18 protein-coding genes and 1 pseudogene are annotated in these 16,026 nt (G+C 38.7%); 5 read left to right on the plus strand and 14 right to left on the minus strand.

Annotation, left to right across the window (positions count from 1 at the left end; genetic code table 11):
- Positions 1–20: 20 nt before the first annotated feature.
- From AAE250_RS10860 to AAE250_RS10915, 12 genes and pseudogenes are all read right to left on the minus strand, one after another.
- A complete protein-coding gene (locus AAE250_RS10860) occupies positions 21–266 on the minus strand; it encodes a TIGR03905 family TSCPD domain-containing protein (protein WP_294603011.1) in 246 nt (81 codons plus the stop codon).
- Complete coding sequence (locus tag AAE250_RS10865) at positions 266–1,003, minus strand: YebC/PmpR family DNA-binding transcriptional regulator (protein ID WP_294603009.1); 738 nt, start codon at positions 1,001–1,003, stop codon at positions 266–268. Before AAE250_RS10865 ends, AAE250_RS10860 begins: the two co-directional genes overlap by 1 nt.
- Before the next feature lie 34 nt (positions 1,004–1,037).
- Positions 1,038–3,500: a phenylalanine--tRNA ligase subunit beta gene (pheT, locus tag AAE250_RS10870; RefSeq protein WP_294603007.1), complete on the minus strand. Its 2,463-nt coding sequence runs from the start codon at positions 3,498–3,500 to the stop codon at positions 1,038–1,040.
- Positions 3,501–3,575: 75 nt separating this feature from the next.
- A pseudogene (locus AAE250_RS10875) lies at positions 3,576–3,970 on the minus strand (nucleotidyl transferase AbiEii/AbiGii toxin family protein).
- Positions 3,925–4,230, minus strand: a complete 306-nt coding sequence (locus AAE250_RS10880) for a DUF6922 domain-containing protein (protein ID WP_294603006.1) — start codon at positions 4,228–4,230, stop codon at positions 3,925–3,927. Before AAE250_RS10880 ends, AAE250_RS10875 begins: the two are co-directional and overlap by 46 nt.
- Positions 4,231–4,353: 123 nt before the next feature.
- Positions 4,354–5,304, minus strand: coding sequence for an MraY family glycosyltransferase (locus AAE250_RS10885; protein WP_342289020.1), 951 nt, complete (start codon positions 5,302–5,304; stop codon positions 4,354–4,356).
- A gap of 216 nt (positions 5,305–5,520) precedes the next feature.
- Positions 5,521–6,345, minus strand: coding sequence for a glycosyltransferase (locus AAE250_RS10890; RefSeq protein ID WP_342288889.1), 825 nt, complete (start codon positions 6,343–6,345; stop codon positions 5,521–5,523).
- Between the two features lie 56 nt (positions 6,346–6,401).
- Positions 6,402–7,130, minus strand: a complete 729-nt coding sequence (locus AAE250_RS10895; RefSeq protein WP_342288890.1) for a glycosyltransferase family 2 protein — start codon at positions 7,128–7,130, stop codon at positions 6,402–6,404.
- Between the two features lie 40 nt (positions 7,131–7,170).
- Positions 7,171–7,986, minus strand: a complete 816-nt coding sequence (locus tag AAE250_RS10900) for a glycosyltransferase family 2 protein (RefSeq protein WP_342288891.1) — start codon at positions 7,984–7,986, stop codon at positions 7,171–7,173.
- A gap of 23 nt (positions 7,987–8,009) precedes the next feature.
- On the minus strand, positions 8,010–9,215 hold the full coding sequence (locus tag AAE250_RS10905; protein ID WP_342288892.1) for an EpsG family protein: 1,206 nt from the start codon (positions 9,213–9,215) through the stop codon (positions 8,010–8,012).
- A gap of 290 nt (positions 9,216–9,505) precedes the next feature.
- Positions 9,506–10,957, minus strand: coding sequence for a lipopolysaccharide biosynthesis protein (locus AAE250_RS10910; protein WP_342288893.1), 1,452 nt, complete (start codon positions 10,955–10,957; stop codon positions 9,506–9,508).
- Positions 10,926–12,416, minus strand: a complete 1,491-nt coding sequence (locus AAE250_RS10915) for a capsular polysaccharide export protein, LipB/KpsS family (RefSeq protein WP_342288894.1) — start codon at positions 12,414–12,416, stop codon at positions 10,926–10,928. The genes AAE250_RS10910 and AAE250_RS10915 overlap by 32 nt, the downstream gene beginning before the upstream one ends.
- 680 nt (positions 12,417–13,096) lie before the next feature.
- Between AAE250_RS10915 and AAE250_RS10920 the strand changes: the two genes are divergently transcribed.
- Both AAE250_RS10920 and AAE250_RS10925 read left to right on the plus strand, forming a co-directional pair.
- Positions 13,097–13,666 (plus strand): hypothetical protein, encoded by a 570-nt coding sequence (locus AAE250_RS10920; RefSeq protein WP_342288895.1) that lies wholly within the window; start codon positions 13,097–13,099, stop codon positions 13,664–13,666.
- A complete protein-coding gene (locus AAE250_RS10925; RefSeq protein WP_342288896.1) occupies positions 13,627–14,061 on the plus strand; it encodes a DUF3987 domain-containing protein in 435 nt (144 codons plus the stop codon). Before AAE250_RS10920 ends, AAE250_RS10925 begins: the two co-directional genes overlap by 40 nt.
- Positions 14,062–14,151: 90 nt before the next feature.
- Here the strand turns inward: AAE250_RS10925 and AAE250_RS10930 are convergent, their stop codons facing one another.
- Positions 14,152–14,370, minus strand: a complete 219-nt coding sequence (locus AAE250_RS10930; RefSeq protein ID WP_342288897.1) for a DUF4248 domain-containing protein — start codon at positions 14,368–14,370, stop codon at positions 14,152–14,154.
- Between the two features lie 230 nt (positions 14,371–14,600).
- Here AAE250_RS10930 and AAE250_RS10935 point away from each other — a divergent pair, with 230 nt between their 5' ends.
- From AAE250_RS10935 to AAE250_RS10945, 3 genes are read left to right on the plus strand one after another with little or no spacing between them, the layout of a single operon-like run.
- Positions 14,601–15,086 (plus strand): HU family DNA-binding protein, encoded by a 486-nt coding sequence (locus AAE250_RS10935; RefSeq protein ID WP_342288898.1) that lies wholly within the window; start codon positions 14,601–14,603, stop codon positions 15,084–15,086.
- Between the two features lie 54 nt (positions 15,087–15,140).
- The gene (locus AAE250_RS10940; RefSeq protein ID WP_342288899.1) at positions 15,141–15,248 is read left to right on the plus strand and encodes a smalltalk protein; all 108 of its coding nucleotides are present in this window, start codon (positions 15,141–15,143) and stop codon (positions 15,246–15,248) included.
- A gap of 2 nt (positions 15,249–15,250) precedes the next feature.
- Entirely contained in the window at positions 15,251–15,664 is a 414-nt protein-coding gene (locus AAE250_RS10945; RefSeq protein WP_342288900.1) for an N-acetylmuramoyl-L-alanine amidase, read from the plus strand.
- Between the two features lie 11 nt (positions 15,665–15,675).
- Here the strand turns inward: AAE250_RS10945 and AAE250_RS10950 are convergent, their stop codons facing one another.
- Positions 15,676–15,990 carry a nucleotidyltransferase domain-containing protein gene (locus AAE250_RS10950; RefSeq protein WP_294600927.1) on the minus strand — a complete coding sequence of 105 codons (315 nt, stop codon included), beginning with the start codon at positions 15,988–15,990 and terminating at the stop codon, positions 15,676–15,678.
- Positions 15,991–16,026: the final 36 nt, after the last annotated feature.

Consider the following 16,026-nt stretch of genomic DNA (forward strand, 5'->3'; position numbering starts at 1 on the left):
TGTTTCTTCAGGCAAGAGACTTAATATCCCATTTCATGCAGCGCCTTGCATAGCTGGTCGGGACAAGAGGTGGGACGCCCTCCGCAACGGATTCCTTCCAAACGGCCAATCACCGCTTCTACCGGCATCCCTTGCACCAAGCGGGAAACAGCTTGCAGATTCCCATTACATCCTCCCCAAAAAGCGACCTCTTTCACAATACCTTCTTCTACATCGAGCTCGATGTTTGAGCTACATGTGCCTTTAGTCTTATAAGTATATGTCATTACTCTTCACTTTCTTCCGGTTTCATGTTAGTATAAACCGTCTGTACGTCATCAAACTCTTCCAAACGTTCTACCATCTTGTCGATAGTCTCACGCTGTTCGGGAGTAACATCTTTCTGGTCATTAGGGATATAAGTAAACTCACCGCCGACATCCTCGAAACCGCATTCTTCCAAATGTTTCTGGATGGCTGCATAGCTCTTCGGATCACCATAGATAGTGATTGTGCCTTCTTCTTCATCCTCTTCATAATCTTCTTCCACGTCGTAGTCTATCAAGTCAAGGATAAGCTCTTCCATATCGATGCCCTCCTTCTTCTTGAAGGTGAACACACACTTATGGTCGAACAGGAAAGCAAGCGAGCCCATAGTACCCAGGTTTCCACCGAACTTATTGAATACGGAACGTACATCAGCTACCGTACGAGTCGTATTATCAGTCAAAGTATCAACGAAAACGGCTACACCATGAGGGCCGTATCCTTCATAAGTCATGCCTTTGTAGTCGCTCTGGTCTTTACCCATAGCATTTTTGATGGCACGATCAATATTATCCTTCGGCATGTTTTCACGCTTACAAGTAGCGATAACCGAACGTAAAGTCGGGTTGTTCTCCGGTTCAGGTCCACCGGCCTTTACCGCAATAGCAATTTGTTTACCCAGTCTTGTAAAGGTCTTTGCCATGTGACCCCATCTCTTCAATTTGGCAGCTTTTCTATATTCAAATGCTCTTCCCATTGGAACTTAATATTTATGATTTATTATTTATGATTTATCTCAGTTTGGCGCCCAACTTGTCTTCCAGGTTCTTCACCAGTTTAGACATGATCTTGTCGATCAGCTTGTCATTCATAGTCTGAGTCTCGTCTTGCAACAAGAAGCTGACCGCATAGCTCTTCTTACCGGCTTCCAGGTTCTTGCCTTCGTAAACGTCGAAGAGAGAAACTTCTTTCAGCAACTTCTTCTCTGTTTCATAAGCTATCTTTTCGATTTCGGCAAACTGAACCTTTTTATCGAGCAGCAACGCCAAGTCGCGCTTCACTGCCGGGAACTTGGAAATTTCCGAATAGCTCACCTTCACATTCTTGATGGCTTTCATCAGTTCTTTCCAATTCAGGTCGGCATAATAGACCTCATTGTCGATGTCGAATGCTTTCAGCAACTTCTTGGTGACAACACCGAAGGTAGCCAGTCTCTTTCCCCCTCTTGTCTGCACGGAAAGGGCGGCGGCATAAATATCATCCGTCAGATTGCCGATTACCAAGTCATGCATACACAGTCCCAAGCGGGCAAAGATATTTTCGACGTATGCTTTCAGTTCATATACAGAGCTGTTTTCATCCGGATGTGCCCATGAGTTGGAAACCTTCTTACCGGTTACCCATAAACCGAGGTGATAATCTTCCGAATAAGGAGCAAGCGCTTTTTCCGGGTTCTTCTTCTCTTCGTTGAAGTGATAGCAGTTGCCGAATTCAAAGAACTTCAAGTCGGCATTTTTACGGTTAGCATTGTGAGAAATGCTTTCCAGTCCGCCGAAGAGCAAGGTCTGGCGCATAGCATTCAAGTCTGCACTCAGCGGGTTCATCAGCATAACGAGGTTCTGGGTAGGATATGTCTCCATACCGTCGTAGTAAGCAGCACGAGTCAACGAATTATTCAATATCTCATTGAAACCGCAACCTACCAACTGCTCAGCAATCAGGTTCTGTAGTTTATTGGATTTATCACATTCACCTTTCGTTGTCAGACTGGACTTTAAGGTGCTTGGAATTTCCACATTATTATATCCGTAGATACGAAGGATATCTTCTATCACGTCGCAGTCACGCTGCACGTCTACGCGATAAGGAGGAACATCCAAGGTCAAGCCTTCCGCAGTCTCGTCCACAATCTTCATTTCCAAGCTTGTTACGATACTCTTGATGGTATCAACCGGAATCACTTTACCAATCAAAGCATGTACTTTCTCATACGAAAGCTCTACTCTGAAGTCCTTGGCAGGAGCAGCACATACATCTTTTATTTCAGAAGAAATGGTACCTCCGGCAAGTTCTTTCACCAGCAAAGCAGCCAGTTTCAGGCAGTAAATGGTGGCATTGGGATCGATACCTCTTTCAAAACGGAAAGAAGCATCCGTATTCAGTCCATGACGACGGGCCGTCTTGCGCACCCATGTCGGGTGAAAATAAGCACTTTCAAGGAACACGTCTTTAGTAGCTTCCGTAGAACCGGAATCCAATCCGCCGAATACACCGGCAATACACATCGCCTCTTCCTTGTTACAAATCATCAGGTCACGTTCGCTCAGCTTACGTTCCACTCCGTCGAGAGTAACGAACGGAGTACCTTCGGGCATCGTCTTCACAATCACTTCACCGCCTTTAATCTTATCGGCATCGAAGCAATGCAGCGGCTGACCGAATGCATGAACGATATAATTCGTAATGTCTACTACATTATTAATAGGGCGCAGACCGATCACACGGAGTTTGTTCTGCAACCATTCCGGGCTTTCCTTTACCGTAACGCCTTTCACTGTTACACCGGCATATCGGGGACAAGCCTCACTGTTTTCTACCGAGACTTTGATATCCAAATCATGATTCTCAACGGCGAAAGCATCAACAGACGGCTTCTTCAAAGTAGCCTGCTTTCCGTTTTGCACCAGGTAGGCGTACAAGTCACGGGCCACACCGTAGTGTGAACAAGCATCGGCACGGTTCGGAGTGATATCCACTTCCAGTACGTAGTCGCTCTTGATGTTATAATAATCCTTGGCAAGTGTACCCGGGATAGCCGTTTCAGGCAATACGATGATGCCTGCATGATCTGTACCGATACCGATTTCATCTTCGGCGCAAATCATACCGATAGATTCCACACCACGGAGTTTTGATTTCTTGATGGTAAAGCACTCATCACCGTCATACAGTTTTGTACCCAGTGTGGCAACTACCACTTTTTGTCCTGCAGCAACGTTCGGAGCGCCGCATACAATCTGCACAGGTTCACCTTGTCCCAAGTTTACGGTAGTGACGTGCATGTGGTCTGAATTCGGATGAGGTTCGCATGTCAACACTTCGCCGATGACCAGTCCTTCCAGTCCGCCTTTAATGGTTTGCACTTCATCTACGCTTCCCGTTTCCAGTCCGATAGACGTTAGCGCAGCTGCGACTTCATCGGGTGTCAAATCGAACTCGACATACTCTTTCAGCCAGTTATAAGAGATATTCATATCATTATATTTTTATTGTTTCCAAAAGTGACCCGCAAAGGTATTAATTTTTTTTGGGTTGATAGGAAAAAAGAATCAAGAAATCTTTGATAGGATATATTCTTTGGTTTGCTCCCACGATTGATTAGCAAACATGTCAGGCATCGATTCCTCTTCTGCATCATCAAAATAAGCAAGGCTTTTCATTGCCATAAAAACAGATCCATCGTAATATTTTGCAGAATAAAAGCTTAGAATCTCATCCAACGAAAAACGGCGCAACAAAAATGCAATATCAATGAAGTCTTTTTTGGTACCTCTACCTCACAATCTATCTTACCAAAGAAATCTAAATCAATAGACTTACGATGCCCCAATTGCAAGGCAAGCGCAGTTCCCCCAACTAACCTTGTATTACTAAGTACCGGTAATTTCTGCAACTTCTTTAGAAGTTCCAAAGTTGAGGATTCAACTGTTTCCAAGTGTAACATCTAAATTGTTCCTTAGGAGTTTTTGAAATAGCAGAGATGTATGCCAATGCACGAGGTTCCAAATCTCTTAATTCCTTTACGATTTTTACGATTCGAGGCAAACCATAATATGTCTTGATAAGATTCCAATCATTCAACAAACCGTATTCTAAGACTCTTTTGATCACATATTGTGCATGTGCATCAAAGTCGAGTTCTTCTTTACGTACATCCCAAAACAGATGCGGAGAGAATTGCTGTATATATTCATTCGCAGACATACTATTCCTTTTGTTGACAAAGGTAGAAATAAAAAATGAAAATGAGAAATACGGAACTAAAAAAGGCTGGAGCCACTATAATCATTAAGTAGCCCCAGCCTTTTCTTACTTTAGTATATGCTATCAATGCTGTAAATGCAAATAGAAACACTTCTTCATAAAAAGGATATAGATACAACAAAGCAATACAATACAACCAAACAAGTAGAGATACCCATACGCCAAATACCTCAAATATCCAATTATCACTAAGCTCTGTACCATCATATAAATTAGGGATACTCCTATATGGGGCATTTTCAGTTCATTTGCCATTAACTGATACATGTGTTTACGATGCGGTAAACCGATATTCTCATGAAGCAGCAGCCGATGAATAATAGTAAGAACACTGTCAACACCATAAACTGCTAATAGGACAATCCAGCTGAAATCCTCAGTCTGAATGATCAATTTACCAATCAGGAAAAGAAGAATGAAAGCGATACTAACAGAACCAACATCACCCGCAAAACATTTCGCTTTCTTACGGAAGTTGAAGAAACAAAACACCAAGACAGAACAAAGAACCGTATAGATAAAGCCCTCTTCTACAAAAGGAACTATTTCTCTATTGATATAAGCCAGCGCAACAAGGATAACCAAAGAATAACCACCTGTTATGCCATTAATCCCATCCATGAAATTATAAGCATTGATGATACCCGTACAAACTATTAATGCAACGATTATCCACCACCAGGATAAAGAAAAAAGTCCCCACTGATAGAACATCAAAACCATTGCCGAGAAATGAAACAGCAACCGTAACTTCTGAGAAGTAGATCGGATGTCATCCACAAAACTGATGAACGTTACCAAAGTTAACGCCAGCATGAACCAAGGATATTCAAAACCACTCGTCAGAAAATAAGCCAATGCTCCAAAATAGAAGATAATTCCCCCACCCCGAAGAGTTATTCGTGTATGCGAACTACGCTCATTAGGTTTATCGATGATATTACATCTATCAGCCACCTTAAAATAAAAAAGTTCTGCTAAAAACAGCAGAACTATTACAATCAAATAATACATCATTCGTTTCTATTTATCCAATAAAACCAAACTTGAATACAAGTAAACAAGAAGGCTGCAATACCTATTACAGCCAATATAATCCAAAAGCATACACTCATTTTATAGAAAATATAGATATTAACTTTTATCCCTAATAACAAACACCCATATCCAATATTAACAAGATAGTCTATTAGATATTCACACTTAATAAAAAGCTATAAGCACAGTAAATCAAATAGTTGAATTTAATGTATAAAATGCAATAGTCTTTCTATTTATAACCCTCCGACGAGAATCCCAAAACCACCCCCACTTATTAAAATACTTAATTGCGCTCATTAATGCCACAAACATCATCTTGCAACTTTTACGTTGAGAAGCCGCATGATTATGCACTATTTTTTCATCAGGAATAAATAATGTTTTATAACGTTCATGCATTCTTCTTGATAGATCAAGATCTTCAAAATGCATAAAAAAACGTTCATCAAATCCTCCTATTTCAATAAAAGCTTCAGTCCTAAAGAACATAAAACATCCCGACAAATAAGGTATATTCATTATTTTATCATAATTTGAAGAATACAAGATCATACGTTTATATCGCCTAACGAATTTTTTTCCGTTAAAAAATAAACGAGATATTATATCTAACGGGGTCGGCAACAATTTACATAAATATTGTAATCTACCATCAGGATAATAAACTTTAGGCATGAGCAAACCTATTTTTGCATCCAAAAACATATAGTTAGCTAGTATTGATATACAATGGTTTGAGAAATAAATATCAGGATTCAACACTACGTGATATTCCGACTGTCTCTCACTACAAACAATTCTTACAGCTAGATTATGCCCTGCTCCATATCCTTTGTTTTCATTATGTACATATAAAATTTTATCGGAACACTTTTCCAAAAAACGATAATAATCATTTGGAGACTGATCAACAACAACAAGCCTTTCTATCATAGAATTTATAACGCAATCTACAACAGTGAGAATTTCTTGCTTATTATTATTATACAACACTAAAGATGCAGAAATATACATAGATACCAAATATTTATAAAGCTGTCTATTAATACAAATCACATTGTTCTAATACATTATCTTTTAAAATAAGAACAATAAGAATATGTCATTCTCCTTTTGGCAATTTGCCATAACATATATATGCGGTATTGTAAACGATACAAATATGATAAAGAACTTCTTTCAGAAGTAGAGCTCGCATTCATTCCGTGACGTCTATACAATATCAAATTCTCATCCAGAAAATAAACACGAGAAAAAGATTGACAGCACAAACCAATCCAGCTATCATGCATGGGCAACTTTTGAGGAAATGGTAAAATATAATCTAAAGCCTTTCTATTGAAAGCAATCAAACATCCTGTATAAGGATTTCTTATTAGATTATACAAAAATGATTTTATGGGATATTTCATATACAATTTTTCCTTTATGATTTCGGTAGAAGCATCTACAACTCTAGCATTAGACATTACTAAGTCATATCGCTCTAATAATGGTAGCATTTTTTCCACCTTATCAGATTGCCAAATATCATCTTGATCAGACAAGAATATGAAATCACCTGTTGATTTCATTATAGCATTTTCAAAATTATATATAGGAGAACTAAATTTTTGATTGACAAATATTTTAATTCTTTTATCTTTATATGACTCTATAATACTAATAGTCTGATCTACAGAAGAATCATCTGAAATAATTATTTCGTCATCTACACCTAATTGACACAAAATAGAGTCCAATTGTTCTTTTATGAATTTTTCTCCATTAAAAGTCGCAATACATACCGAAAATTTCATTATAAAAAACATTCTATTATTTCAAGAAAAAGCATCAAAATCACCTTGTTAGTATCTTACGAAAAGGAGATAATAGTATTTTTCCTAATTTATATTCTAACGAATCGCTAACTTTCACGTATTCAAAGCATTCCATAGGATCCAAATAATGGCGACTATATAAATTTATATGGTTCTCCCATATTTTCCGTCTTAAATACCTTAATTTATCTATATTAAAGGAACGAGACATAGAACCTTTCCGAATTCTATAATAAAATAAGAAATCATCTATACGATATACTTTTCCACCTTCTTGAAGTAGAGACAACCAAAAATCCCAATCTTCAAAACCATATTTCATATTGATATTATAGCCACCAATCTTATCAAAATCTACTTTTCGATAAAAAGCAGAACAAAAGATACAATTTCTACCTAATAATCTTTCTAATGAATAATCCGGAAGTTTCCATTCTCCCTGCTTTAATCCAAAAAAGTATGCTCTACAATAAACGACCTTTATATCCTCGTCGTTTTCTAAAGCAGCAATAGCTAATTCCAGATATTTTTCACCTATATAATCATCCGAATCCAATGGCAATATATATTTTCCATGACTTTTCCTTATTCCAACATTTCGTGCGGCACATAAACCTGCATTCTTCTGAAATAAATAAACAAAACGTTCATCCATGCTACAATAAGCTTTAGCTATTTTTTCTGTATCATCAGTTGAACCATCATTCACAATAATACATTCCCAAAAAGAATAAGTCTGATGCAAGATACTATCCAAAGCCTCAGTCAAATAACGCGACTGATTGAAGCAAGGAACTACAACAGAGACTAAAGGAAAAGATTTACACAACTCCATTTTAACAAATTAGATATTAGCATTTAATTATATCGCATATCGCCATCAGGCATTATATTGGTATTTATCCAAATACTGGAATAAGTATTAGACAAAATAGCAGGTAAGGGCATATATATAATACTTACTTGGCGTCCATTTATCAATTCTCTTTTAGTAGTCAAAATCGAAGTTGAATACACAAACAAACTTACAAGGAACATGAAATACAAATCACTCTTTTTAAAAGAATCTGCACCGTATCTAAAGAAAGGAAGAATAAAAAAAATAGTTGCAAGAAAGGCATATCTATTATATGCAGAATTCATATTCCATAATAACACAAGAAAGATAGCCAAACAAACGAATAATTCAAAATTCTTAAATTTATTCATACGATAAAAAAGTAACATAACAGATGGATATAATGCAAAAATAGAGCAAATCTGAGCTATCTTAAATAAGATAGAATGATTCTGTAATTCCTCACCTGCATAATATCCTATCGTATAATTCTCAAGATGTAATTTCAACATCGGATTTACAGGAATCACCTCAATAATATTTACTAAAAAAAAAGGAGAAAATAAGAATAGAAAAAATAGAAGAAAAAGCGTTGTATTCTTATAAAATGAAGGTTTTACAAGCTTTATAAATATCACCATAAATGTAATAGCCCAAAGAGAGAAATGAGTAAATCCCGATAAAAACAAACATACCCATCCCTTCTTTGACATTCCATGCAATGTCCAGTATGCACCATAAAAACTCAAAGCCATAGCTAATGTAAAACGAACTCCTGTTAAGAAGCCTGAGAATCTGATTAGAAAAAATAAAGTTAGAAAAGCTATAAAACAATCTTTATTCGTTTGTAACCAATTACTATGCCTTATTACATCTTTAAAAATAGAGAATAGTAATAAATAGCAAACGATACTTAATGACAATCTTACAAACCCAAAATCAAGCCCCAAATGAGAAATCAAGAACATTATACACGGATGAATAAAGTCAAATCTAAAAATATCAGATAAAGAAGACCATGAAAGAGACTCCATCCCAATAAAATCATTATAATACCGATACAAATCTCCAGAGGGAATCCATAAATATGCTAAAAGCCCCATAAAGACAGCCAAATAATTTAAAGCATAATATCTCTTAAAATAGACTTCTCTTAAAATAAATGGTATTGCCAAAATTGGGAATGTCAATATAAGAAACAAAATAACAAGATGGGTACGTAACATTTTCATTTCACACTATAGAAAGTCTTTCTTAAAAAAATAAATAATAATAAAACATTAACAGCAATAAAGAGATATAATAAAGATAACCAGACGTCTACAATGGTAAATCATGTTTAATATAGGAACAAAAAAATATCAGAACTAACAGAGTAAAAGCAAGAAATAATAATTTAAAGTTTTTCCAACTATAATTGTATATATACCTTTTACATAATAGGTATCCAGTCCATATCAGATAATATATTGGAAAGATATATGTTACAACATACAAATCCCCCTCCATAGTAGCATCATAACACCTTATATTTCGCAAAATTCTTTAAAAAATTACACAGTAGTCCCAATAAAGCTATTGAAACGATGAATTTATAAGTCGTATTTATCTGAGAAAGCATATTCGAAAGAACTAACAGTGCAGATAATGTCAGTAACAACAGTAATAATTGATATTTTTGAGGCATCCACAACTTTACGGTATGATTGTAAAACTTCACAAAAAAAGGTATCAATACTTGTGTCCAATATGAGAAGATAGTAGTGAAGAGCGCCGCACGATATCCCCAAATGGGAATACAAATAATACACAACATCACGTTAAGTATACCAGGCACAAAAACTAACCACAGCAATTGCTTTGTGTTCTTTTCAATAAAGCATACACTTGAGAGAAAGACATAAAGAGGAAACACAGCGTTAGCAAAGCAAGCATACTGAGCAACTCTAATACCTTCGTGAAACTGCGGATTACGTATAAGCAAGCGATAAAGATCAGGCATCCAAATCACTGCAAACACGATAGCAAAGATCGAAATTCCTTGGCTGAAAAAGTACAACTTTCTAAAATCATTGAACCTATTTTGACGGTAAGCCAACTGCAGCTGAGGTAGAAAAGCTGTAACAACCGCAGCTGCACCAACATTCACATAATCACCTATAGTATAGCCATTGGTATATATACCAATATCATTGATTGACACTCCATAGAAATTCATCACAATGCGTGATGAAGAAGTCAAAAAGAGAAAGCCCAAGGCATGGGGGATTGCTGGCAAAGAGATACTTATCCATTCCTTAATACGATGCATTGAATGGTCGCGCTTGGGCACTATCTTCTCTTTTATCCAAATGGGATCTATAAATAAGATAAAATTCATCAGTGATGCTACTGCTAGACCTATGACAAAACCATAGAACCCGATTCTAAAGAAATATATACTAATAAATGAGCTGCATATTCCCGCGAGACTTGCAACAAGATTTCGTAACACTAACGGTTTAGGCTTGTTCCTAAGCGGGAAAATATGCTTAGCCAACAAGCCATTGGCATCAAATAGTATGGGGACCACAGCAAGCATACAAAGCAGCGTTCTCTCACCTACTGAAAAATTGTCAAATGAAAAAAATAAGAGTATAAATGTCACGGCGGCCACTACTGCTGAAGCAACCAATATCAGATAAAGCAATCGACTCCACGCTAAGTTATAGTGAGACTTATACTCATAATAGAAATTAGTAAGATGTACAAACAAGCCCAACGAAGCCACCGACAGTGCTATGCCTACATAGCTAGATATCAATCCCCACACACCATAATCTTCTGGTGAAAGATAAGGTGTAATAAAAGGTAGCATCAATACATTGATGACTGTCGATAGTTTGGGAATCACACCAAACCAAATAGAATTAATCAAAACTCTTTTTACTGACATTTTATCCCGGAAAAGGATTTGCTTTCTTTCCAAACAAAAGTGATACTCTAATACTAAACAGATGCATCAGCTTAAATAACAAAACAGAATTCCACTGCTTTAAGTAAGGGATAAATCGTATATGTTTGCCGCAGAAAGTAATATCAACAGGATTAATATTAATATAATATTTCTGTACAGTTCTATAAGTTGTATCAAGAATATAGTACCCATACTTCATTGAATCCAATTTAGATTTTGGCGGCAACTCCGAATGAAGCAGTTGTATCAACTCTCCTTTCGTATTGGCATGATATGCCACATCCATATTATAGTAGAAAGAGCGACCAATCAATATCACCGATTTACCCCAGAAGTTGGCTTCTACCCCCATAGTAGAACCAAACACCACAACTTTATCTGCAACATCAAGCAACGCATAAGAACTAATATCACTCGATGGCTCTATAACAGTTATATTAGCATAATTCTTACATAAATTATATAATTCAGTAACAAATTTATAGTGGACGTTCTTCAAATTGGGATGAATACGTAAATAGTAATGGATAGTTGGAGATGAATTGGACAACATATAATCTATTGCCTCATATTGGCTCTTGAAAAGTATGTCTTTATCCCATTCACCACCTAAAGCCGCCAATTCATCTGCCGATGAATTAAATATCATAATATTTATTTTACCAAAATCTAAATCTTCGGGAAGCTTTCCCTTTACTTGACCTGCTACATAAACTTTATCGCCAGCTTGGACACCGTTTCTTCTTCTGATAAAAAAATCCGAAGCAATCCGTTCTTTTTCTTCATCCGTATCTTTGGACACTTCCCATACCCAATTGGCTTTCCTTCCAAAATAATCGATATCATGCGGCAACGCATTCTCATACTTTACCATCTTAGCTGGTCCATCCATCCCTCCAACAATCTCTAATGATTCAAATTTAATTCCCATTATTCTGGCAATATCATATAAAGCTCTCGATTCATATAATCTACCATTATATATGCTTATCACATCGGGTTTTTCTTTGTCTATAAAATCATATATGGCATCTATCTGACCAAACATATCCGAAGCGATACCATTTACATATTTACTAAAGCCAGAAGTGATGTCAGGATTGATATTTCTCGTTATTGAAAAATAGTATGATAGAATGGATAAACCAACATGTACTCCCCTATACTCAAGTTTCTTAATTTCTTCTATGGATTTGAATATGATTTCTTTGCATTTCACATTTTCATTATGTGTAAATGGCACAACTTCTACACTTTTCCCAAATTCTTTTATGAGGGTCTTGTATTGAAGTTTGCACAAACTGCAAGGTATTGAATTCCCATTAGGATTCATCATACACGAAGAGAAAACACCCCGGCACTGCCCCCAATAGAGTTTATCACCATTATCCACAGAAGCTAATATTTCATTCAAAATAACTCCTATATGAGGATTGGCATACGAGCAGGTACTATAAACAAATTTCTTCATTTTTTCTGTTAGCTTTTTAAATTCCAATTTTAGTTAATCCCATTCACATCTGTATAACTTACCAACACCTTCCGCAACTCAACTTGTTCTCTAAAATATTGAGATAATCCAACCTTTTCCTGAATCATCTGCAGTACCATACGGAGATATGTTTTCTTTGAACCATGGAGTCCATCTAAGAATTCACACTTTCTTGATTTTTTCTTTAATTATTGAAATATAATCATGGATAATAGCTGTAAGTTATTGATAAAACTTCAAACTACTTTCTTTTTCTAACCCTAAACCATTCCTCCAGCCACTCATTAACCACCCGCCTGATTTCTTCATCATCCAGATCCTCTAAAAACCGATAAAACAGCGATTCGTAAGCACTAAGTCTAGCATCACGCCTTTTTTTATATTAGCATACGTTTTTGTACTAATATGAGCCTCAGAAGTAAGGTCTTCGATAGTAATCTGATTTTTTCTGCGCAAACCTTCGATGAAAGCACTCAACAAAGGATGCATACAATTTTCATTCATTGTTATTATTTATTATTTAATTTATGTAAAAACAGCAACTTCTTACGTTATAATATGTTCCCCAACCTTTCGCACTCTTAAAATCTTTTCCGTATACGGAAAAGATTCAATGTAAAAATCACCCTACCTTCGGCGAAAATTTAAGAAATAACATAATGAAAAACATCATCAAAATGTCGCTATTTATGCCCCCTATCTCACCGATAAAGGACAAAACCACCGGAAGAACCCTGAAAAGCGCCACAATGACTCCACTGCGAACGGTGGAACTGGGCGAAGTATACAAACTGATCACTTCCAATGAAAAGCTCGCCGCACTAACCCTCGAAGTACGAAACGCCTCACTACAAGGCGACGTAGAAACCTACCGCCGCCTGAAGCAGCAGACACTCCCCTACGTGACACCCTGCGGAGTTTTCACCCGTCGACGAAGTGACTGCCTCGCAGAATCATCCGGACCCGAAAACTCACCCGCAGTTGGTACACTTGGTACACAAGGTTCACCCGGTTCTTCCGCCTCACACACACGCGCACGCGAGGAAGACAATATACCGGACAGCGCACCGCGCTCTCCCCTGCCCACTTTCGACCAGCATATCCACTGGAACGCATCGTCAGCTGCGGAACTTCTCCCGCCCAATACGACATACTGCTGCTGGGCGCCATCACCACACTGGACGCCTGCATGGGAAAAAATGTCCGGTGTGCATACGGTGGGAAAATGATATCACCCTGCCTGCAAACTTTTGTCGTGGCACTACCCGCAGCAGGAAAAGGTGTACTCTCGCTGGTACGCCTGCTCGCCGAACCCATCCACGACGAAATCCGCCAGCAAGTGGCCGAGCGCATGGCATGCTACCGTCGTGAAAAAGCAAAGTACGATGCACTGGGCAAAGAACGCGGAAAGACCGAAGCTCCCGTGATGCCGCCCAACAAAATGTTCCTCATCTCGGGCAACAATACCGGAACGGGCATCCTGCAAAACCTGATAGACTCTGAAGGCACCGGCCTGATATGCGAAAGCGAGGCCGATACCATCTCCACCTGGCTCAAGCGATTGCAGAAGCACGGACTGGTAGAGAACATGAATGGAAATGGCACTTACCATAAGCCCACCTAATATACGCGCACGTGTGTGTGAGAAAAATGTGAACCGTGAACCTCTGTACCAAGTGTACCAACCTCACCTTTACGCCGCCCGACCTGACCTTTAAGGTTCACCAAGTGCAGCGACTATCAGCCGCACCTGGGCGGACGTATAGGTACGGGAGTGGGAAGACGTCCCCACGGCAGACAAGTCGTCACGCAGGCCGGGATAAAGATCAATCCACTGTTTCAGCTTGCGGAAAGCAGCCTCCGGACAGAGATTGGGGCAATAGAGTTGGGCCAGTTCGGTACGCCCATAAATACGGATTACAAAAGAGTTCATGAGTGATATTTATGATTTATGGATTATGATTTATTTCTTATCAAATGTAGCTATAAATCACAACATTATCAAATATATACACATAAATAACAGACAGAAACTGACCATAATCTACCGGAACCGTCCGGAAGTGACAAACGTCTGTAGACGCGGTGTTATCTTTGCATTGTTGAGCTCAACTCCGTGAATGTTTAATTTTTAATTGTTTAATTATTTAATTTATTAAAGCTATGATTCGTTACAAAAAGTATCAAGTGACGGGCGACAACAGCCCGCTGAAAGGACTCTGGTATGCACGTCCCGTGATTGAAGACACTTACGACACCGCGAAACTGGCCAAACACATGTCCAACCACAACACGCCCTACTCGGCCGGTGTCATCAAGGGAGTGTTGGCGGACATGATTTCCTGCATCAAGGAACTGATCCTGGACAGCAAGAATGTGAAGCTGGATGATCTTGCCATTTTCTCCGTAGGCATCGTTAGCAAGAAAGGTGCAGCATCGGCTGCCGAGTTTTCACTGGCCAACAACGTAAAGGGGTTGAAGCTCCGGGCCCGTGCCACGGGTGAACTGAGCAATGCCCAGATTAATCTGGAAGGCCAGTTGAAAGAGTCCTCCACGTACACCGTAAGAGAAAAAACTCCCGGAAGTGGTTCAGGAGGTAGCAGTGACGGCGGAAGCGACGGTGATCAGGGAGAAAACCCACTGGGATAACCGTCAATTAAAAATCATAAATCTTAAATCATAAATCTAAAATTCTCTGTCATCATGAATGAAGAAAAGAAGTCAAAATCCGTATGGGGCATTGTCCTCAAAGTAATCATCACCCTAGCCACCGCCCTGGCGGGAGCTTTAGGGTTAGGCGCCTGTAAGTAGCCATGCGCACGGTTACTCTCATCATTATTCATTGCTCGGCCACGCCTCAGGGCGTGCGCCTGAGCTTTGAGGATTGTCGCCGTGACCACATCCGTCACCGCGGCTTCAGCGACATCGGCTACCATTTCTACCTGACTCGCGACGGTGAGATCCACCGCGGCCGTCCACCGGAAAAGATAGGCGCGCATTGCCTCAATCACAACCGCCACTCCATCGGCATCTGTTACGAAGGAGGGCTGGATGCCGAAGGCCGGCCGGCCGACACCCGCACCTTAGAGCAAAAAGCTTCACTGCTGGCTCTTCTCCGCGAGTTGAAACGCATCTTTCCACGTGCACTGATTGTAGGGCATCATGATTTGAATCCAATGAAACCTTGTCCTTGCTTCAATGCGGAAAGAGAGTATAGGGGGCTGTAAAAGGCTCCCTATCACAGCAGCACACCGTTTTTCATTACATTATAATAAAACATTGTCTTTCTCTTTGCTGCATCCCAGGCTTTACGAGTCATCACAATCGGACTAATAATAGTGCCTGTCTCTATTTCTAAATCATAGATCGGAGCAGTAATGACATCCTCCTCTACAGGAGACAATGCATCTTTATCAACCAAAATCAGGATATCAATGTCACTATTCTGTTTTGCCTCTCCACGCGCCTCAGAACCATAAAAAATAGCTTGAGAACCCGGGGCAACACTCTTTATCATATATTTTAGACGATCTAGCAATTCTTTGCGATTCATAAAACTATGTTTTAGAGTTTATGCTAATACTAAATT

The sequence above is a fragment of the Bacteroides sp. GD17 genome (assembly GCF_038448625.1).
In the GTDB taxonomy this organism is placed as follows: Bacteria; Bacteroidota; Bacteroidia; order Bacteroidales; family Bacteroidaceae; genus Bacteroides.